This window comes from Sphingomonas sp. SORGH_AS_0879 (assembly GCF_030819175.1).
In the GTDB taxonomy this organism is placed as follows: domain Bacteria; phylum Pseudomonadota; class Alphaproteobacteria; order Sphingomonadales; family Sphingomonadaceae; genus Sphingomonas.
Genome location: NZ_JAUTBJ010000002.1, coordinates 2,660,172 through 2,678,047, shown reverse-complemented (window position 1 = coordinate 2,678,047; position 17,876 = coordinate 2,660,172). Strand labels below are relative to the sequence as shown.

The window sequence follows — 17,876 nt, the reverse complement described above, 5'->3', positions numbered from 1 at the left end:
ATGAAACTCTGTCGTTACGGCGAAGCGGGCCAGGAAAAGCCGGGCCTGATCGACGATGCCGGTCGCATCCGCGACGTGTCGGGGCATGTCGCCGATTTCGGGCCCGACGCGATCGGGCCGGAGGCGCTTCGCCGCCTGTCCGCGCTCGCACTCGACGACCTGCCGCTGGTCGAAGGGCCGGTGCGCTATGGCCCGCCGGTCAGCGGCACGCGCAAGTTCATCGCGATCGGGTTGAACTATGCCGACCATGCCGCCGAATCCAACCTGCCGATCCCCGAGGAGCCGGTGGTCTTCAACAAATGGGTCAACTGCATCCAGGGGCCCAATGACCCCGTCACCATCCCGCGCGACTCGGTGAAGACCGATTGGGAGGTCGAACTGGGCGTGGTGATCGGCACCGGCGGGCATGACATCGCCGAGGCGGACGCGCTGGCCCATGTCGCGGGCTATTGCGTCATCAACGACGTGTCCGAACGCCAGTGGCAGGCCGAGCGCGGCGCGACCTGGGACAAGGGCAAGGGCTTTCCGACCTTCGGCCCGGTCGGCCCCTGGCTGGTGACGGCGGACGAGGTGGGCGATCCCCAGGCGCTGTCGATGTGGCTCGACGTCAATGGCAAGCGGATGCAGGACGGCAACACCGCCACCATGATCTTCACGGTGGCGCAGATCGTGTCCTATTGCTCGCAATTCATGGCGCTGGAGGCCGGGGACATCATCACCACCGGCACGCCCCCCGGCGTCGGCCTGGGCCAGAAGCCAGCGCCCTGGTTCCTGAAGCCCGGCGACGAGGTCGCGCTCGGCATCGCCGGGCTGGGCGAGCAGCGCCAGCGTTTCGTCGCGGCCTCGCCCGCGCGCTGACCGTGACCCCGGACCGTGGCTCGGCACGGGCCACGGTCCCCGTTGGCGAAAAGGTTCGACCGATGAATGCCTCTCCTCCTCTGCCCGTCCGCGCGCTCGGCGACACCGGGCTGCACGTCACCGAACTCGGCTTCGGGGCCGCCTCGCTCGGCAATGCCCATCGCGCGGTCGCGGACGATGCCGCCCGCGATGCCGTCTCGGCGGCGCTGGCGGCGGGTATCCGCTATTTCGACACCGCCCCCTTCTACGGACGCGGCCTGAGCGAGCGCCGCCTCGGCGATGCGCTTCGCGGGCAGGACGATGGCGCGCTGGTCCTCTCCACCAAAGTCGGCCGACTGCTCGTGCCCGATGCCGCGTCGGGCCGGGGCGGGGAGGTCGATGGCTTCGTCTCGCCGATGCCGTTCCGTGTCGCCTATGACTATAGCCGCGACGGGATATTCCGGTCGTTCGAGGCCAGCCTGCACCGGCTGGGGCTCGACCGGATCGACATGCTCTTCGTCCACGATATCGGTCGGTGGAGCCGTGGCGAGGCGCATGACGCGGGCTGGGCGCAACTGACGCGCGGCGGGGGCTTCGACGCGCTGGTGTCGTTGCGCGAGCAGGGCGCGATCCGCGCCTTCGGCCTGGGCGTCAATGAGGTCGAGGTGTGCCTGGAGGCGATCGAGGCCGCCCCGCTCGACGTGCTGCTGCTGGCCAACCGTTATACCCTGCTGGAGCAGACGCCGCTCGATGCCCTGTTCCCCGCCTGTGCCGCGCGCGGCATCGCGGTGATCGCGGGCGCGCCATATAACAGCGGCATCCTGGCGAGCGGCACGCAGGGGCCGGGGACTCCCTTCTACGACTATGCCCCCGCGCCTGCCGACATCGTCGCCCGTGTGCGGCGGATCGAGGCGGTGGCGGAGGCCTGGGGCATTCCGCTGGCGGCGGCGGCGCTGCAATTCCCGCTCACCCATCCCTGCGTCGCCAGCGTGTTGCCCGGCATCGCCAACCCGCGCCGCCTGGCGCAGACGCTCGACCTGTACCGGACGCCGATACCCCCGGCTTTCTGGCAAACGCTGATCGCGGAGGGGCTGATCCGGGCGGACGCCTTCGCCGAAGATGCAAGGACCATCGCATGACCACCACCTATCCCATTATCACCGTGACGCGGCGGCTCCCCGAGCCGGTCGAGACGGTGTTGACGCAGCGTTTCGACGCCCGCCTGAACACGCAGGATCGCCCGCTCGACCGGGCCGCACTGGTCGCGGCGATGCGCGATAGCGACATCCTGCTGCCCACCATCACCGACCGGATCGACGCCGACCTGATCGCCACCGAGGGGCGCCGGGTGAGGCTGATCGCCAATTTCGGCGCGGGCGTGGATCATATCGACCTGGCGGCCGCCGCCGCGGCGGGGATCGCGGTGACCAACACGCCGGATGCGCTGACCGACGCGACCGCCGAACTCGCCATCCTGCTGATGCTGATGGCTGCACGCCGGGCGGGGGAGGGCGAGCGCGAGTTGCGCGCGGGCGACTGGACCGGATGGCGGCCGACCCATCTGGTCGGCCGGGGGCTCACCGGCGCGGTCCTGGGACTGGTCGGGTTCGGGCGGATCGCACAGGCCACCGCCGCCCGCGCCAAAGGGCTGGGCATGACGATCCGCTATTTCAGCCGCACCGCCGCCGATCCGGCGACCGCCGCCGCGCTGGGGGCCGAACGCTGCGAGACGCTGGCCGAACTGGCGGCGGTGGCCGATGTGGTATCGCTGCACGTCCCCGGCGGCGATGCCACGCGGCACATGGTCGATGCCGCCTTCCTGTCGGCGATGCGGCGCGATGCGATCCTGGTGAACACCGCGCGCGGGTCGGTCGTCGACGAGGCGGCGCTGGTCGAGGCGTTGGACGGCGGCCGGATCGGGGCGGCGGCGCTCGACGTCTATGAGCGCGAACCGGCGGTGCATCCGGGCCTGCTCGGCCATGCGCGCGCGGTGCTGTTGCCGCATCTCGGCAGTGCGACCATCGAGGCGCGCACCGCGATGGGGCTCCAGGCGATCGCGAACATCGACGCCTTCCTAGCCGGAACGGACCTGCCCAACCGTGTCGCTTGAGGCAGCCGTCGCGCAGGCCATCGCCCGGCGGGCGGCGGAGATACCCGATCGCCCCATCGTCGTCGGCCTCTGCGGCGCGCAGGGCAGCGGCAAGTCGACGCTGGCCGCCGCCTTGTGCGAACGGCTGGAGCGGGCGGTGACGCTGTCGCTCGACGATCTCTATCTGACGCGTCGCGATCGCGAGGCGCTGGCGCGCGATGTCCACCCCTTGCTGCGGACGCGCGGCGTTCCCGGCACGCACGATATCCCGCTGGGCCTGGCCGTGCTCGACGCGATCCGAGCGGGGGAGGCGGTGGCGCTTCCCCGTTTCGACAAGGCGCGCGACGACCGCGCCCCGGCCGAGGAATGGCCTGTCGCCCCGGCCGATACGCGGGTCGTACTGTTCGAGGGATGGTGCGTCGGCGCGAAACCCGAAGCCGAAGCCGCCCTGGAAAGCCCCGTCAACAGGCTGGAGGCGAGCGAAGACGCATCGGGCCGTTGGCGATCCTTCGCCAACGCGGCGCTGGCGGGGCCCTATCAGGCCTTGTTCGGCCATATCGATATGCTGGTCCTGCTCGCCGCGCCGGGCTGGGATGTCGTCGCCACCTGGCGAATGCAGCAGGAACAGGCGCTACGGCAATCCGGGGCGAGCGGCCCCGGCGTGATGGACGATGCGCAGGTGCTCCGCTTCATCAGCCATTACGAACGTCTGACCCGCCACATCCTCGAAGAGATGCCGGGGCGGGCCGATCTTGTCCTTCGGCTGGATGACAGACGGCGTCCTATCCCAATTTTGATGATATCGGATCGATGACCATCAGCCCCGATCGATATTCACCGTATCGGGATCAATGCGGCGCCGAGATGGATGAAGCCGCGGAAGGGGATGGTTCAACTGACGTGACCCCGGTCTTTCATCCAGCGGCAACCAGAGACCGACCGTGGTTTTCGCGCATAAGCGCAGGTGAAGCAACGGGCGGGGTTAACCCCGCCCGTTGCTGTTCGAGCCCGGCAGCGAAGGCTGCCGGAGTGGCGTAGCCGAGCGAGGAGTGCGGACGCTCGTTGTTGTAGTCGTCGACCCAGCGGGCCAGAATCGAGCGGGCCTGACCGATGGTGAAGAACAGCGTCTCGTTGAGCAGCTCGTCGCGCATGCGACCGTTAAAGCTCTCGACGAACCCGTTCTGCGTGGGCTTGCCCGGCGCGATGTAATGCCACTCGATGCGGGCATCGCCGGACCAGGCGAGCACCGCGTTCGACGTCAGTTCGGTCCCGTTGTCGCTGACGATCATCTTCGGCCTGCCACGCTCGGCGATCAGATCGGCCAGCTCGCGCACGACCCGCCGGCCCGAGATCGACGTGTCCACCACCGCCCGAAGGCATTCGCGCGTGACGTCATCGACGATGTTGAGCACGCGGAACCGACGGCCGGTCACGAGCTGGTCGTGGACGAAGTCCAGACTCCAGCGCTGGTTGGGAAGCGCCAGCACTGACGCGGGCGCACGGCTGCCTGTGGCGCGCCTTCGTCCCTTCCGGCGCCTGACCGTCAAACCCTCCTCACGATAGAGCCGCTGGGTCTTCTTGCGGTTGATCGTGATGCCGTCCCGGCGCAGCAGGATGTGCAGACGCCGATAGCCGAACCGTCGGCGTTGCTGCGCCAGCTCGCGCAGCCGCGACCGCAGGTCGCCATCATCCGCCCGGCACGAGCGATACCGCATGCTCGTGCGGTCTGCCCCAACGACCGTGCATGCCCGCCGCTCGCTCATCCCCAGCGTCGCCTGGAGATGCGCGACCGCTTGCCGCTTCGCGGCGGGCGTCACCACTTTTTTGACAGCAGGTCTTTCAACCCCGCATTGTCCAGCATCGTGTCCGCCAGTAGCCGTTTGAGCCGGGCGTTCTCCTCTTCGAGCGACCGCAGGCGCTTTGCGTCGGACACCTCCAGGCCGCCGAACTTCGCCTTCCACGCATAGTAAGTCGCGCTCGACATCCCGTGCTTGCGGCACAGCTCCGTCACCACCGCACCCGCCTCGGCCTCCTTCAGGATGCCGATGATCTGCTCTTCCGAAAACTGCTTCCGCTTCATTCCGTCCGTCCCTTTAAGGAGACGGTCTCTACTTCCAGTTGGATGAAGAAACGGGGGTCACGTCACAACGGTCATAGCGGACCGCGAAGCGCCGGAAGATGCTTGAGACAGCCAAAAACCACGTGATATAATTGCAATGTTTGTGATCGCCCGCGGGTACAAGGCGGCCATGCCAGTGGCTATGCTTTTCCATGCGGCATTCGCGCGAGCGCGTTAGGAGCAAATTCCTGGAGCGCTTCTGGGAAAGTCGCGCGCGGCATCAATGGAACGACGAACCGTCGATACTATTGGGATGCGCCACAGGATGAGTACATCGGTCCCTTGATCGAGGCCAAGATGTGCCAGCCGGAACGAATGTCGTCCGGCCGCCGATCTGGCTCCTGCCGAGGCGATGTTTGATCGAACGAGCTGCTCCCGGATAGAGCAGACCGTGCCCGGCTGGCGCGCTACCTGCCGGAAGCAGATGTCGTGTGGGCAGAGACGGGTGCTGAGTCTGCCGGCCGCGAGACCAATGCCGGCGTCAGCGACATTCTCGTCCGCGACGTGATACTGGACGGCGCGCCCTCCGGCCTTCGTATCAAGAGCGACGCCAGCCGGGGCGGACCCGTGACCCCGGTGCGGTACGAGGGTGTCTGCCTGCGCGGCAATCGACGGCCGATCGACCTCGACACACATTATGATGCCGGGGCGAGCGGTACAGCGATACCGGTCTATCGCGATATCACGCTGCACGATGTTACCGGGACCGACGGTACGCTCATGCTGCGGGGGCATGACGCGAGCAACCCGATTCGGGCGCAGTTCGACGGTCTTCATTTCGTCTCACGTGCCCGGTGGCAGATCGAAAGCGCTGAGGTTTCGGCCGGGCCCGGCGGTGTCCCCCGACCCCGACCGAGCTCGACCTTGCTCCCGCAACTGGCCCGATAACTGATGGCGCCGCCCGCGGGATTCCCTTTCCTGCAGGAAATCAGGTCGGGCTTACATTCAAGGATGTTTACTCTCGCCCGTTATCGAAGGGTGAGCGCGAGCAAGAAGCAAACATGAATATCGGTCGGACCTAGGTTTATCCCTTCTGATGGACGAGGTTTCTCGTCACAAAGGTGGTGAAGGTGCTCATCCAGTTCTGAAAGAAAGCCTGGCTCCCGTCGGCAAAGATGCCATCTTCGTTTACCAGATCGGCCTGCCATTGAATGTAAGTCTCAGGCTGCCCGAACATCGGCATATCAAAAAACGTGAGGACGCTGCGCAGATGTTGTTGCGCGATGGCTGTGCCGGTGCCGCCGGGGGAAACGCCGACGATCCCTGCAGGGCGACCCGACCACGAGTTGTTGCCATAGGGGCGTGAGCCATGATCGAGGGCGTTTTTCAGCGCACCGGGTATGGAGCGGTTGTACTCCGGCGTGACAAAGAGGACGCCATCCGAAGCCTCGATGGCAGCCTTCATCCGGAGCACTGCCGCGCTTTGATTTGCGTCATCGTCCTGATTGTAAAGCGGAAGGTCGCCGATCGACACGTCGACGAAATCGAAGTTCGACGGGGCGAGACGTATCAATGCGTCCGCGACGCGGCGGTTGATCGAGTCCTTGCGCAGGCTGCCGATGATGGTGGCAATATGATAGGTCATGGATAGTCTTTCGAAATGATGGCGAATCAGGCTTCGATGCGCCCGCGGTCGCTCTGGTAGACATTGGGGTCGAGGCCGAACGAGCTCTGGTTCTGATCGAGCGCGGAGATGCGGGCCATGTCCGCCTCGGACAGCTCGAAGTCCCAGGCTTCGAAATTATCGGCCAGATGCCTGGCATCCGCCGCCTTCGGGATTACGACGAGGCCACTCTGGATGTGCCAGCGAAGGACCACCTGCGCGGCCGAACGTCCGAGGCGCTGAGCGATCTCGATGACCGCCTCCTGCTTCAGGATCAGGCCATGCTCCAGCGGGCTCCACGCCTGCGTCAAAATGCCCTTGGAGGTATTGTAGGTACGGAGTTCGCGCTGCTGGCAGCGCGGGTGCAGCTCGACCTGGTTGATGACCGGCGCCACGCCGGTTCCGGCAGTGATGCGATCGATCATCTCGGGCGTGAAGTTGGCAACGCCGATCGAGCGGACCCGACCTTCTTCCTGCAAACGCACCAGCGCGCGCCAGCTTTCGGCGTACAGGTCCTTGGCGGGCTGTGGCCAATGGATGAGGTAAAGGTCGATCGACCCTATCAGCTTCTCGCTAGCATCGAAGGCGCGCAGGGCATTGTCATAGCCGTGCATGCCGTCCTGCAGCTTGGTGGTCACGAAGACCTCGCTGCGGTCGATGCCGAGCGAGCGCAGGCCCTCGCCGACTTCGCCCTCGTTGCCATAGACGGTCGCGGTATCGAAGTGGCGATAGCCGACCTTGGCCGCCTCACGCATCAGCGCGGGCAACGTGCCTTCGGGCACATACATGACGCCCAGGCCCATTTGCGGGATGGCGGCACCGTCGCGCAACGGCAGCGTCCGTGCGATATGATCCATGAAAGTCTCCGGATACAGCGCGTAGGGAATGGCACTGGTAATTACACCAGCCTCAAAGCCCTGCGCGTATCGATTTTGGTAAGGGCGGCGTTGGTGCCGTCCGGCTCACATCACTTGTCCTGCTGGGCCGCCAGCAAATCGGTCTTGATAAGGGCAGCCACGTCGGTGACCGGAATACCCTGGCGGTCGTTGAACGTGCCTGCCTTCGGCCACGACATGCCGCGTCCGATCGCAAAGGCGGCGCGGTACTTGCGCATCATGTTGTTCGGATCGTTCGCCAACTCTTCCATCAGGAAGGGTACGGTCCAGACCGACCGCTTGAAGGGACGGCCGAACGCTGCCTCCAGCTTGTCCGCGACCTCGCCGTAAGTGACGGTGTCGCCAGCGAGGAAAACGATCTCGTTGCGGATCGTCGGCTCGAAGAAGACGATCTCGGCGGTCAGCACGCCGATGTCGTCAGGCGTCGTCAGCGTCACGGCGGTGTCGAGGCTACCCAGCGCGTGAACCTCGCTGTTTCCCAGATCGACGACGCCGAAGTCCGGCTCGAACAGATAGCTCATGAACATGCCGGTGGAGATGATGACCCACTCGGTCTTGTCCTGCGAGCGCAGCAACTCGCGCACGTCGAGCTGCGCATCGAAAATGTCCTGCGGACCGCCGCGACCGATCGCTTCAAAGTCGACACCGAACTGCCACGGGAAGTAGCGCGGGATGCCTGATTGCAGCGCCGCCTTGGCGAGCTTCATGGGCGTATTGATCCCCGCCGCATAGCCCGCACAGCCGATCACCGTGTCGTACCGGGCAAACAGCTCCGCCAGCTCGTCGATCGTATCGTTGACCAGATCGCCCAGGACAATCTCGATCCCTGCTGCTCGAATCTCCGCGATGTCGCGCTGCTTGGCCGGATCCCCGGACTCGACGGCACTTTCGCGCAGCAGGACGCTGATCTTCGCGCCGTCGATGTCCTTCGCGCGGCGCGCCAGGTTGCGCAGCACCGGCATGCCAAGCTCGCCTGCACCCAGTACGAGGATGTTGCGTGACTTCACGGAAGAGGTTGTATCGTTCATCGTTCTTGCTCGTTTTCACCTTGGTTGCCGGTGATCTGGCAAGCCTCGGACAAGCGCGAAAGATGGGTACATGCGTGATACTGCTATTAATTCCCTGAGCCAGGAGGACATCCTCCGATACTCGCAGACGGTCTGTGACGGCCTGCGCGACGATGACGATGGCGTGCGCCGGGAGGTGCTTGCCCATGCAGGCAGCAGATGGTCGCTCGGTGTCATTCACACGCTCGGCGTCTATGGCCAGCTTCGCCATGCGGAGATCGGGCGCCGCATGCACGGGATCACGCAGCGGATGCTGACCCGCACCCTGCGCCACTTGGAGCGCGATGGTCTGGTGGTACGTCACGACTTCGATGAGATCGTGCCGCATGTCGAATATTCGCTGTCCGACACGGGCTTGGAACTCTTGGTCAGGCTGGTTCCGCTGTGGACCTGGATAGTCGGGAACGTCGATAGCTTCCGCGCCTCACGCGAGGCGTTCGACCGGGACCATTTAGTGGAGGAATCTGTCTGAGGCGCCGCTTCTGCTTTGTCCTGAAATACGATCCTTGTTGGGGAGGTCAAAGATGCGGCTTAGCTGTCAGTTTTTTTGTCAGCCTGTAAGCAGAAGGTCGACTTGCACACAATCAAGGAAATTCGTATATTCGAATAATATTTTAGATGCAGTGCTAAAACTGTAATTGTGACTGTGCTCGTGTTGGCGTTGACCAATGGCTTTCGCTATTCTAAACGTGATTTATTCTGCCGTCGGCTATCCTAGCCTCGTCAATAAGCCTCGTCTCTAGGCAGAATGTCATAGAGGTGAATGAGCAGCGAAATTGACGATATGGTCTGTGTTGCCGCTTAGTCCCGATCGACTGTTTGTGCTGATGTGATTTGTCGCGCGATGATTTAGACACGGTAGATAAGTTAAAAAGTGATGCGGGCCGAGGGCGGTGAATAAACCCACCGCCCTCAAAATAACGCCGTAAGATTTAAAGAGCGAACGACTTTGCTGATGCGGTTCGCCGGCGAAGAGCGAAGACACCAAGCAGGCCGAGTGCGAACAGCGCAATAGTGCTCGGCTCAGGAACCGAGGTGGGCTGCGAAAATGCTACGTTATCAATCTCGAATGCGTCAGTTGGCGAGTTGAAGCGCAGCCCACCGATTCTGGTACCCGAGTTAGGATCAATCGTGTAGGTAACATAACGGTTATTATCGGTTGCCGTCCCGGTCGCCGTGACATTGGATGTCACATCATTGCCAGTGAGCGACTTGATGACGTTACCCAGCGTGTCCAGTACGTCGAGCTTATTGAACGAATCGATTGAACCCCAGAGCAAGCTGACGCTGCCCCAGCTCGTGTTACCCGTCCCCTTCAGCACGGCCTGCGTGCCCGAGGTTGCGCCGACTGCCAAATAGCTGCCGCTGCTGCCTGCGGGTGCTAGGGAGCCCTGATAAGCGCCGGTGCTGGTAGACGTATTTAGGATTTGACCACCGTTCAACGAAAAGCCCGTTGGGAGAGCGCCGTCGAACGTGATCAGCGTCGAGTCGGGCGAATAAGACGGCGGCGTCAGGTACGACGTCGATGTGACGCCAGCAGACGCCGGGGTGGCGGAAACCGCTGCGAATGCAACAACGCCTAAAATCGTCTTTCTCATCTCATCCAAACTCCAGACTGCCTAGCACCTTCTAATCTGTGCAATCGATTTGAGAAGATTCTCCTATCTAAAAAAACTGCGCGATTTGTTTCAAAAAAAGACGTGCCACAGAGGTGGCCCGGGAAATCTGCACAGCGGGGATAAGTGGATTGCCGATCTGACAGCGGCGATGGTGGCCGCGAGCAGGAGGCAAGATGAGCAAGCGACCCCGTCGGAACCACAGCCCGGCATTCAAGGCGAAAGTGGCCGTGGCCGCCGTGAAGGGCGAGAAGACGCTAGCCGAGCTGGCGCAGCAATATGACGTGCATCCGAACCTCATCAACCAGTGGCGGGCGCGGCTGCTGGAGGGGGCCGCGGACGTGTTCGGGGCGGATCCGTCACGCGTTGAGCCGGCTGTCGACGTAACAGTGCTGCACACGAAGAGCGAAGCTCCGACCGCAAAGCGGCCATCGGCATAGCCGATGGAGGCCGGCGAGTTGACGCTGGCGAACGATTTTTTGTCCGGTGCGCTCGGGAAGGCCGGTCTGTTGCCGAGCGCAAGGCGATGATCGACCGGGGGCACGCGCTACCGCTGATCGCTCAGGCGCGACAACTCGGGATCAGCCGCGGCAGCATCTACTATCTGCCGCGGGCCATGCCGGACGCCGACCTGGCCATCATGCGGCGGATCGACGAATTGCACCTGCTCTACCCGTTTGCCGGCAGCCGGATGCTGCGCGATCTGCTTCGGCAGGAGGGCATGTCCGTCGGCCGGCTGTATGTCGCGACGCTGATGAAGCGGATGGGGTTGGAAGCGCTCTACCGCCGCCCGAACACGTCGAAACCGGTGCCGGGGCACAAGGTCTATCCGTATCTGCTGCGCAAGCTGGCGGTGACGAGGCCGAACCAGAGCCTGCCCCGGCGAAGGCCGGGGTGTGGGCGACGGATATCACCTACGTGCCGATGGCGCGCGGCCTCGTCTATCTCGTCGCGATCGTCGACTGGTTCACCCGGCGCGTGCTGGCGTGGCGGGTGTCAACCTCGCTGGATGCCGAATTCTGCATCGAGACGCTGGAGGAAGCGCTGGCCCGCTACGGCAAGCCGGACATTTTCAACAGCGACCAGGGCTCGCAGTTCACCAGCACCGCGTTCACCGCCGTCCTTCTGCGCGCGAAGATTGCCATCAGCATGGACGGGAAAGGCTGCTGGCGCGACAATGTGTTCGTAGAGCGCCTCTGGCGCTCGGTGAAATATGAGGAGGTGTACCTCAACGCCTACGCCTCGGTCCCCGAAGCCCGCGCCGGCATCGGCCGCTACATCGCGTTCTACAATGCCGTCCGGCCGCACTCCGCGCTTGGCGGCCGCACGCCCGACCAGATATACTTCGACCAGCCGTTACTCGCAGCGGCGTGATCAACCAGCGGCAATCCACTTATTCGAGCCGCGAGCCTGTTCAGACAAATCAAGCCACCTCTCCCTATGCCCTGATCCTGACAGCCGACAATGTCAGCGACGTGAAGGCAGCGCCTGCGCTTCTCGAACGGGCGGGCCGAATGCGTTACCTCCTTGCTGACAAAGGCTATGATGCCGACCGGCTGTGCCGTTCGCTACGTGACGCCGGATCCGTTCCCGTCATTCCCGGACGGCGAAACCGCAAACGCACAGTCCGCTACGACAAGAAAAGGTATCGCGGCCGCCACCTGATCGAAAACGCCTTCTGCCGCCTCAAGGATTTCCGCCGCGTAGCGACCCGCTACGACAAACTCGCCGACAACTTCCTCTCAGGCGTCGCTATCGCCACTGCAATCGCCTTCTGGCTCTGATTGAGTCTCGGCCCTAACACTACTTTGGCAGAGTAGGTTTGTCGGCGGTTATCAGCTGCTTATTACAGTGCGGGCAGTGCATTGACGGTGGTCGTGCCAGCCAGTCGAGGATCGCCTGCCGGATGGCAGGCAGGGTTGGTTGCGGGGGCGGTCCTCCGACTCTTTTTTTTCCGTCCCGCAGCTTTGAGGCGGCGGGATTGCAGGAAGGCGTAGGCGAGCATCGTCATCAAGGCATGTCGATGCAACCCCGGCCATGATCGCCCTTCGAAATGGTCGAGCCCCAGTTCCTCCTTGAGCTGCTGGTGGGCCTGTTCGCAGACCCACCGCGCCTTGATGGCAGCGGCAAGCTGCCGCAGCGGCGTATCGGGCGGGAGATTGGATACGTAGTATTTGCGCTCGCCGCTCGACCGTCGTTCGCCAACCAGCCAGACTTCCTCACCGGGCATGGCCTGGACACGGTTGTCAGCCATGCGGTGCCGATGGCCCTCGGCGATCCGGACGCGTCGGGCAGCGAACAGGCAGGTGAGCCGCCCCTTCGTGCCGCGGCGCCAGGCGACCTTGCGCCACGGCTCGTCGGCAAGCATGTCGGCCACCGATACCGGCGCCCGGTCAGGAATATGATATTTGCGCGGACGTCCGCCTTGAGCCTGCGGAAAGGTCAGTTCAACATCGGGTGCATAGACGGTCTGCCGGGATGACAGGCCCACCGCCCATGACAATCCCCGCTCGCTCAGCGCCTGGCGGAACGCCGTTCCCGAGCCGTATCCCGCATCGGCCAGCACGCATCCGAACCGAACGCCCGCGGCCATCACCCGGTCGATCTCGGCGATGGCGATCTCGGGCTTGCTCATCGCGGCCTGTCGTCCGGCCGGCACCCGTGCACGCTTCATACGTGCCGGATCGCTCGTCCAGTTCTCCGGCAGGAACAGGCGCAGCCCCACCATCACCGGCACCTCGCGCGATGCCAGCGTCACTGACACCAGCGACTGGCAGTTCGCGGTCTTGCCCTGCGACGACGCATATTGCGGCGCCACGCCGACCGAGGCGCGTCCCTTCTTCGGCAGCGCGGTGTCATCGATGACGAGAAAGCCCTTCGCATCGCCGACCAGCAGGTCCGCCTCCGCCAGCAGCCGGCGCTCGAGCGGCGCTGCGTCCCATGTCCCGCTGGCGATGAAATGGTGCAGCTGGTCGTAGCCGGCATCCTCCGTTCGCGCCGCCAGCGGCTGGATGCTCTTGCGGTCGCCCGGGCCGATCAGGCCGGCGATGTAGGTCGGACACATCCGCCGCTGCGCCGGGTGCGTCAGCTCGGCGAGAAACGGCGCCAGCCACGTCTCCAGATCTTGCCGCCAGCTATCCCTCGCAACCATCACGCATCGTCCCGGTCAGCATCTTCATGCCACCGGAATCAACGACGATTCCACCAGTTCCCCTACTCTGCCAAAGTAGTGCTAAGGCCTATACAGCGGCCAGCTATGCCCAATTTTCAGTTGGGTCGGCTCGTTCGTTTGTATCCTATCGTCTGCTATGGGGGCACGGCTGACGGCGAGCGCTCGATTAACAGTTGAACTGGCCCCCATTTCGACCGGACGGATTTGAGCCTAGGAAGGAGGCTTGGGGCTATCCCCTGAGCATAGGCTTATGTCCGTGTCCGAGATCATCACCGACGGCGGTCGTCGCCGTCACTGGAGCACGCCGAGAAGCTGAGGATCGTCGAGGAGACGCTCGATGGTCGGGAGAGCATATCGGTGGTGGCGCGCCGCAACGGCGTGGCGCCGAACCTGCTGTACCGTTGGCGGCGGCTGATGCTGGAAGGCGGGAGCGTTGCAGTTGCCGGCGACGACGACGTGACCAGCAACCGGCAGGTCCGCGAGATGGAAACCCGCATCCGCGAACTGGAGCGCCAGCTCGGGCGCAAGACGCTGGAGGTCGAGATACTGAAGGAGGCGCTGGAGCGCTCGCGCCCAAAAAAAGCGAGCTTGCTCATGCACTCGCCGCTGCCGGAGACTATCCGGTGAGCCTGGTCGCCAGCACGCTCGGGGTCGGGCGTTCGACGGTGTACGACCGCCTGACGGGAACCACCAGGACGCGCGGGCCGTACGCCAAGGCCGACGACACGGATCTGCTGCCCTGCATTCGCCAGATCGCCGCGCAACGGCCAACATACGGCTACCGCCGCATCGCGGCGGTCCTCAATCGGCAGCGGCGCGCCGAAGGACTTGCGCCGGTCAACCACAAGCGCGTCTACCGCATCATGGCGGCGGACCGCCTGCTGCTGGCGCGGCGCTACGCCGAGCGAGCCGACTATGGGCATGACGGCGTCGTAGTGACGATCCGCTCGAACCTGCGCTGGTGCTCCGACGGCTTCGAGTTCACCTGCTGGAACGGTGAGGTCGTGCGCGGTGCCTTCATCATCGACGCCCATGACCGCGAGATCATCTCGTGGCGCGCGGTTGCCAATGCCGGCATCAGCGGCTCGGACGTGCGCGACATCATGCTGGAAGCCGTGGAAACCCGCTTCGGCACCATGCGCGCGACGACACCGGTCGAGATGCTGTCGGACAACGGTTCGGCCTATACCGCCTGCGAAACACGGACCTTTGCCCGGCAGCTGGGCCTCAAACCCTGCTTCACCCCCGTCCGCAGCCCGCAGTCCAACGGCATCTCGGAGGCCTTCGTCCATACCCTCAAACGGGATTACGTCCGCGTCTCGCCGCTGCCGGACGCACTCACCGCGTTGACATCGCTTGCCGGATGGATCGAGGACTACAACGACAACCACCCCCATTCAGGGCTCAAAATGCGTTCGCCGCGCGAGCATCGCGCACTGGTTTCTGCAACCGCTTGAACCCGTCCGGTGAAACGGGGGCCAGATCACCAGTCGAATGGAAAGGGCTGCGTTATGGCGGCGCTTATGATGTTTTTGCGCCCTGTCCACGGTAGGGCATCTGCGGTGTACAGAGATTTGTCTTAACGGTGTGGGCTGGCCGAATCTCGCACCAAGAGCGTCGAAGTCTGATCCCTACTGGACATCCCATGCGCTGATCGGGCGGGGCCGGAGCCACCGCCCGCCGCGATTTCAGGCCGTCAGGTCGAGGACGATGCGGCCCTCGATCTGGCCTTGGCGCATCCGGTCGAAGACTTGGTTGACCTCGCCCAGCGGCGCGCTGGCGACCGTCGCCTTCACCTTGCCGTCGGCGGCGAAGTCCAGCGATTCCTGAAGGTCGAGCCGGGTTCCTACGATCGACCCGCGTACCGTGACACCGTTCAGCACCAGCCCGAAGATGTTCAGCGGAAAGTCGCCCGGCGGCAGGCCGTTGAGTGCGACAGTGCCGCCGCGCGCCATCATGCCGATGGCCTGGGCGAACGCCCTTTCGCTGACGGCGGTCACGAGCGCGCCTTGTGCGCCGCCGCCGGTCTCGCGCCTGATCGCCGCCGCCGGGTCCGCTTCGGTCCGGGCGTTGACCGTGACCTTCGCCCCCAACCGCCGGGCGAGGTCCAGCTTGGCGTCGTCGACATCGACCGCCGCGACGTTCAGGCCCATGGCGACCGCATATTGCACCGCCATATGGCCCAGCCCGCCGATGCCCGAGATGACGACGGTGTCGCCCGGCTTGGTGTCGGTCATCTTCAGCCCCTTATAGACCGTCACCCCGGCGCAGAGCACGGGCGCGATCTCGGTGAAGCCGATATTGGCGGGCAGGTGGCCGACGAAATTGGGGTCGGCGATGACATAATCGGCAAAGCCGCCATTGACCGAATAGCCGGTGTTGAGCTGGCTCTCGCACAAGGTCTCCCACCCGCCCAGACAATGCACGCAGTGGCCGCAGGCGGTGTAGAGCCAGGGCACGCCGACCCGGTCGCCTTCCTTGATGTGTTTCACGCCCTTGCCGACCGCCGAGACATAGCCGACGCCCTCATGCCCCGGAATGAAGGGCGGGTTGGGCTTGACCGGCCAGTCGCCCTCGGCGGCGTGCAGATCGGTATGGCACACGCCCGAGGCCTGGATCGCGACCTGGATCATGCCGTCGCTGACTTCCGGCACGGGGACTTCGTCGATGGTCAGGGGAGCACCGAATTCGCGGACGACCGCCGCCTTCATGGTCTTCGACATGGATATTCTCCTATCGTCGGGATGATGAAGCGGGGATGGGCGTGACCCGCCGTCCCCGCCTTGACCGGGGTCAAAAGAAGCCGAGCTTCTTGGCCGAGTAGCTGACCAGCAGGTTCTTCGTCTGCTGATAGTGATCGAGCATCATGCGATGCGTCTCGCGCCCGATCCCGGACCGCTTGTACCCGCCGAACGCCGCATGGGCGGGATAGGCATGGTAGCAGTTGGTCCACACGCGCCCCGCCTGGATCGCGCGGCCCATGCGATAGGCGCGGGTGCCGTCGCGGGTCCACACGCCCGCGCCCAGCCCATAGAGCGTGTCGTTGGCGATACGCAGCGCCTCCTCATCGTCCCTGAAGGTCGCGACCGAGACGACGGGGCCGAATATCTCCTCCTGGAATACGCGCATCCTGTTGTTGCCGCTGAGCACCGTCGGCTTGACGTAATAGCCCTCCAGCCCCTCGGGCCGGTTGCGCGTGCCGCCGGTCAGCACCTTCGCGCCCTCGTCGCGGCCGATATCGAGATAGCCGAGGATCTTCTCCATCTGCTCCTGCGATGCCTGGGCGCCGACCATGGTGGCGGGGTCGAGCGGATCGCCCTGGATCATCGCCTCGACCCGCGCGACCGCCTTTTCCATGAAGCGGTCATAGATGGACTCGTGGACCAGCGCGCGGCTGGGGCAGGTGCAGACCTCGCCTTGGTTAAGCGCGAACATGGCGAAACCCTCGATCGCCTTGTCGAGATAGTCGTCATCCTCCGCCGCGACATCGGCGAAGAAGATGTTCGGGCTCTTGCCGCCCAGTTCCAGCGTGACGGGGATCAGGTTTTCGGACGCATAGGACATGATCAACTGCCCGGTCGTCGTCTCGCCGGTAAAGGCGATCTTGGCGATGCGCGGGTTCTGCGCCAGCGGCTTGCCCGCTTCCACGCCATAGCCGTTGACGATGTTCAGCACGCCCTCGGGCAGCAGGTCGGCGATCAGTTCGGCCAGCACCATGATCGAGGCGGGGGTCTGCTCGGCGGGTTTCAGCACCACGCAATTGCCCGCCGCCAGCGCAGGCGCGAGCTTCCAGCAGGCCATCAGCAGCGGGAAGTTCCATGGGATGATCTGCCCCACCACGCCCAGCGGCTCGTGGAAGTGATAGGCAACGGTGTCGTGGTCGATCTCCGAGATGCCGCCTTCCTGCGCGCGGATGCAGCCCGCGAAGTAACGGAAATGGTCGATCGCCAGCGGCAGGTCGGCGGCGGTCGTCTCGCGGATCGGCTTGCCATTGTCCCAGGTCTCGGCGGTGGCGAGCAGAGACAGCTTCTCCTCCATCCGATCGGCGATGCGGTGGAGGATCAGCGCGCGCTCCGCGACGCTGGTGCGGCCCCAGCCGTCCTTGGCCTTGTGCGCGGCGTCGAGCGCCAGTTCGATATCGGCCGCCTGGCTGCGCGCGACCTGGCAGATCACCTGACCGTCGATCGGCGATCGGTTGTCGAACCAGCGTCCGTCCACCGGATCGACCCATCGCCCGCCGATGAAATTGCCATAGCGTTCCTTGAACGGCGCTTTGCGCGCCTTGATGGCTTCCTGGATCGTCATCGAACCTCTCCTTTGTCGATTATGGGACAAAGGCTCCGCCCATGCCGGGGCGAGGGCAAGCGGGTCCGCGACGAAGCGCGCGTGTCGCGATGGACTTTCTGCGCGCGAAGCGTAGCATGTGTCGCACGACGCGACGTGAAAAGCGCGCCAGTGTCGCAATTTGCGACAGTTG

The 17,876-nt window shown here is 64.5% G+C and carries 15 protein-coding genes and 2 pseudogenes; 9 read left to right on the top strand and 8 right to left on the bottom strand.

What is annotated here, in order from left to right:
* From QE379_RS13160 to QE379_RS13145, 4 genes are all read left to right on the top strand, one after another.
* A complete protein-coding gene (locus QE379_RS13160) occupies positions 1 to 858 on the top strand; it encodes a fumarylacetoacetate hydrolase family protein (protein ID WP_307001079.1) in 858 nt (285 codons plus the stop codon).
* Positions 859 to 920: 62 nt separating this feature from the next.
* Positions 921 to 1,976 carry an aldo/keto reductase gene (locus tag QE379_RS13155; protein ID WP_307001078.1) on the top strand — a complete coding sequence of 352 codons (1,056 nt, stop codon included), beginning with the start codon at positions 921 to 923 and terminating at the stop codon, positions 1,974 to 1,976.
* On the top strand, positions 1,973 to 2,947 hold the full coding sequence (locus tag QE379_RS13150; RefSeq protein WP_307001076.1) for a D-glycerate dehydrogenase: 975 nt from the start codon (positions 1,973 to 1,975) through the stop codon (positions 2,945 to 2,947). The genes QE379_RS13155 and QE379_RS13150 overlap by 4 nt, the downstream gene beginning before the upstream one ends.
* Positions 2,937 to 3,740: an AAA family ATPase gene (locus tag QE379_RS13145; RefSeq protein WP_307001074.1), complete on the top strand. Its 804-nt coding sequence runs from the start codon at positions 2,937 to 2,939 to the stop codon at positions 3,738 to 3,740. The genes QE379_RS13150 and QE379_RS13145 overlap by 11 nt, the downstream gene beginning before the upstream one ends.
* A gap of 100 nt (positions 3,741 to 3,840) precedes the next feature.
* On the opposite strand, the gene QE379_RS13140 is transcribed toward QE379_RS13145, so the two are convergent.
* Positions 3,841 to 5,006 (bottom strand): IS3 family transposase gene (locus tag QE379_RS13140; RefSeq protein WP_373461696.1). Its coding sequence is split into 2 segments (ribosomal slippage): positions 3,841 to 4,745 and positions 4,745 to 5,006, totalling 1,167 coding nucleotides; the frame shifts between segments, so codons are not numbered across the junction.
* A gap of 468 nt (positions 5,007 to 5,474) precedes the next feature.
* Here QE379_RS13140 and QE379_RS13135 point away from each other — a divergent pair.
* Complete coding sequence (locus QE379_RS13135; protein ID WP_307001073.1) at positions 5,475 to 5,933, top strand: glycosyl hydrolase family 28 protein; 459 nt, start codon at positions 5,475 to 5,477, stop codon at positions 5,931 to 5,933.
* Between the two features lie 136 nt (positions 5,934 to 6,069).
* Here the strand turns inward: QE379_RS13135 and QE379_RS13130 are convergent, their stop codons facing one another.
* The 3 genes from QE379_RS13130 to QE379_RS13120 form a co-directional block, all read right to left on the bottom strand.
* Entirely contained in the window at positions 6,070 to 6,630 is a 561-nt protein-coding gene (locus QE379_RS13130) for an NADPH-dependent FMN reductase (RefSeq protein WP_307001070.1), read from the bottom strand.
* 26 nt (positions 6,631 to 6,656) lie between these two features.
* Positions 6,657 to 7,505, bottom strand: a complete 849-nt coding sequence (locus tag QE379_RS13125) for an aldo/keto reductase (protein ID WP_307001068.1) — start codon at positions 7,503 to 7,505, stop codon at positions 6,657 to 6,659.
* 110 nt (positions 7,506 to 7,615) lie between these two features.
* Positions 7,616 to 8,572, bottom strand: coding sequence for an aromatic alcohol reductase (locus QE379_RS13120; RefSeq protein WP_307001065.1), 957 nt, complete (start codon positions 8,570 to 8,572; stop codon positions 7,616 to 7,618).
* Between the two features lie 70 nt (positions 8,573 to 8,642).
* On the opposite strand from QE379_RS13120, the gene QE379_RS13115 reads away from it, so the two are divergent.
* The gene (locus tag QE379_RS13115; RefSeq protein WP_307001063.1) at positions 8,643 to 9,083 is read left to right on the top strand and encodes a helix-turn-helix domain-containing protein; all 441 of its coding nucleotides are present in this window, start codon (positions 8,643 to 8,645) and stop codon (positions 9,081 to 9,083) included.
* Between the two features lie 460 nt (positions 9,084 to 9,543).
* Here the strand turns inward: QE379_RS13115 and QE379_RS13110 are convergent, their stop codons facing one another.
* Positions 9,544 to 10,209 carry a PEP-CTERM sorting domain-containing protein gene (locus QE379_RS13110; protein WP_307001061.1) on the bottom strand — a complete coding sequence of 222 codons (666 nt, stop codon included), beginning with the start codon at positions 10,207 to 10,209 and terminating at the stop codon, positions 9,544 to 9,546.
* Positions 10,210 to 10,403: 194 nt separating this feature from the next.
* Between QE379_RS13110 and QE379_RS13105 the strand changes: the two are divergent.
* A pseudogene (locus QE379_RS13105) lies at positions 10,404 to 11,601 on the top strand (IS3 family transposase).
* Positions 11,598 to 12,011: an IS5 family transposase gene (locus QE379_RS13100; protein ID WP_307001060.1), complete on the top strand. Its 414-nt coding sequence runs from the start codon at positions 11,598 to 11,600 to the stop codon at positions 12,009 to 12,011. The pseudogene QE379_RS13105 and the gene QE379_RS13100 overlap by 4 nt, the downstream one beginning before the upstream one ends.
* Positions 12,012 to 12,073: 62 nt before the next feature.
* Here QE379_RS13100 and QE379_RS13095 read toward each other — a convergent pair whose 3' ends face one another.
* Positions 12,074 to 13,378, bottom strand: coding sequence for an IS701 family transposase (locus QE379_RS13095; RefSeq protein WP_307000416.1), 1,305 nt, complete (start codon positions 13,376 to 13,378; stop codon positions 12,074 to 12,076).
* A gap of 271 nt (positions 13,379 to 13,649) precedes the next feature.
* Here QE379_RS13095 and QE379_RS13090 point away from each other — a divergent pair.
* Positions 13,650 to 14,856: pseudogene (locus tag QE379_RS13090) on the top strand (IS3 family transposase).
* Between the two features lie 231 nt (positions 14,857 to 15,087).
* Here QE379_RS13090 and QE379_RS13085 read toward each other — a convergent pair.
* Together QE379_RS13085 and adh are read right to left on the bottom strand one after the other, a co-directional pair.
* Positions 15,088 to 16,122: a zinc-dependent alcohol dehydrogenase gene (locus tag QE379_RS13085; protein ID WP_307001057.1), complete on the bottom strand. Its 1,035-nt coding sequence runs from the start codon at positions 16,120 to 16,122 to the stop codon at positions 15,088 to 15,090.
* A gap of 70 nt (positions 16,123 to 16,192) precedes the next feature.
* Complete coding sequence (gene adh / locus QE379_RS13080) at positions 16,193 to 17,704, bottom strand: aldehyde dehydrogenase (RefSeq protein WP_307001055.1); 1,512 nt, start codon at positions 17,702 to 17,704, stop codon at positions 16,193 to 16,195.
* Positions 17,705 to 17,876: the final 172 nt, after the last annotated feature.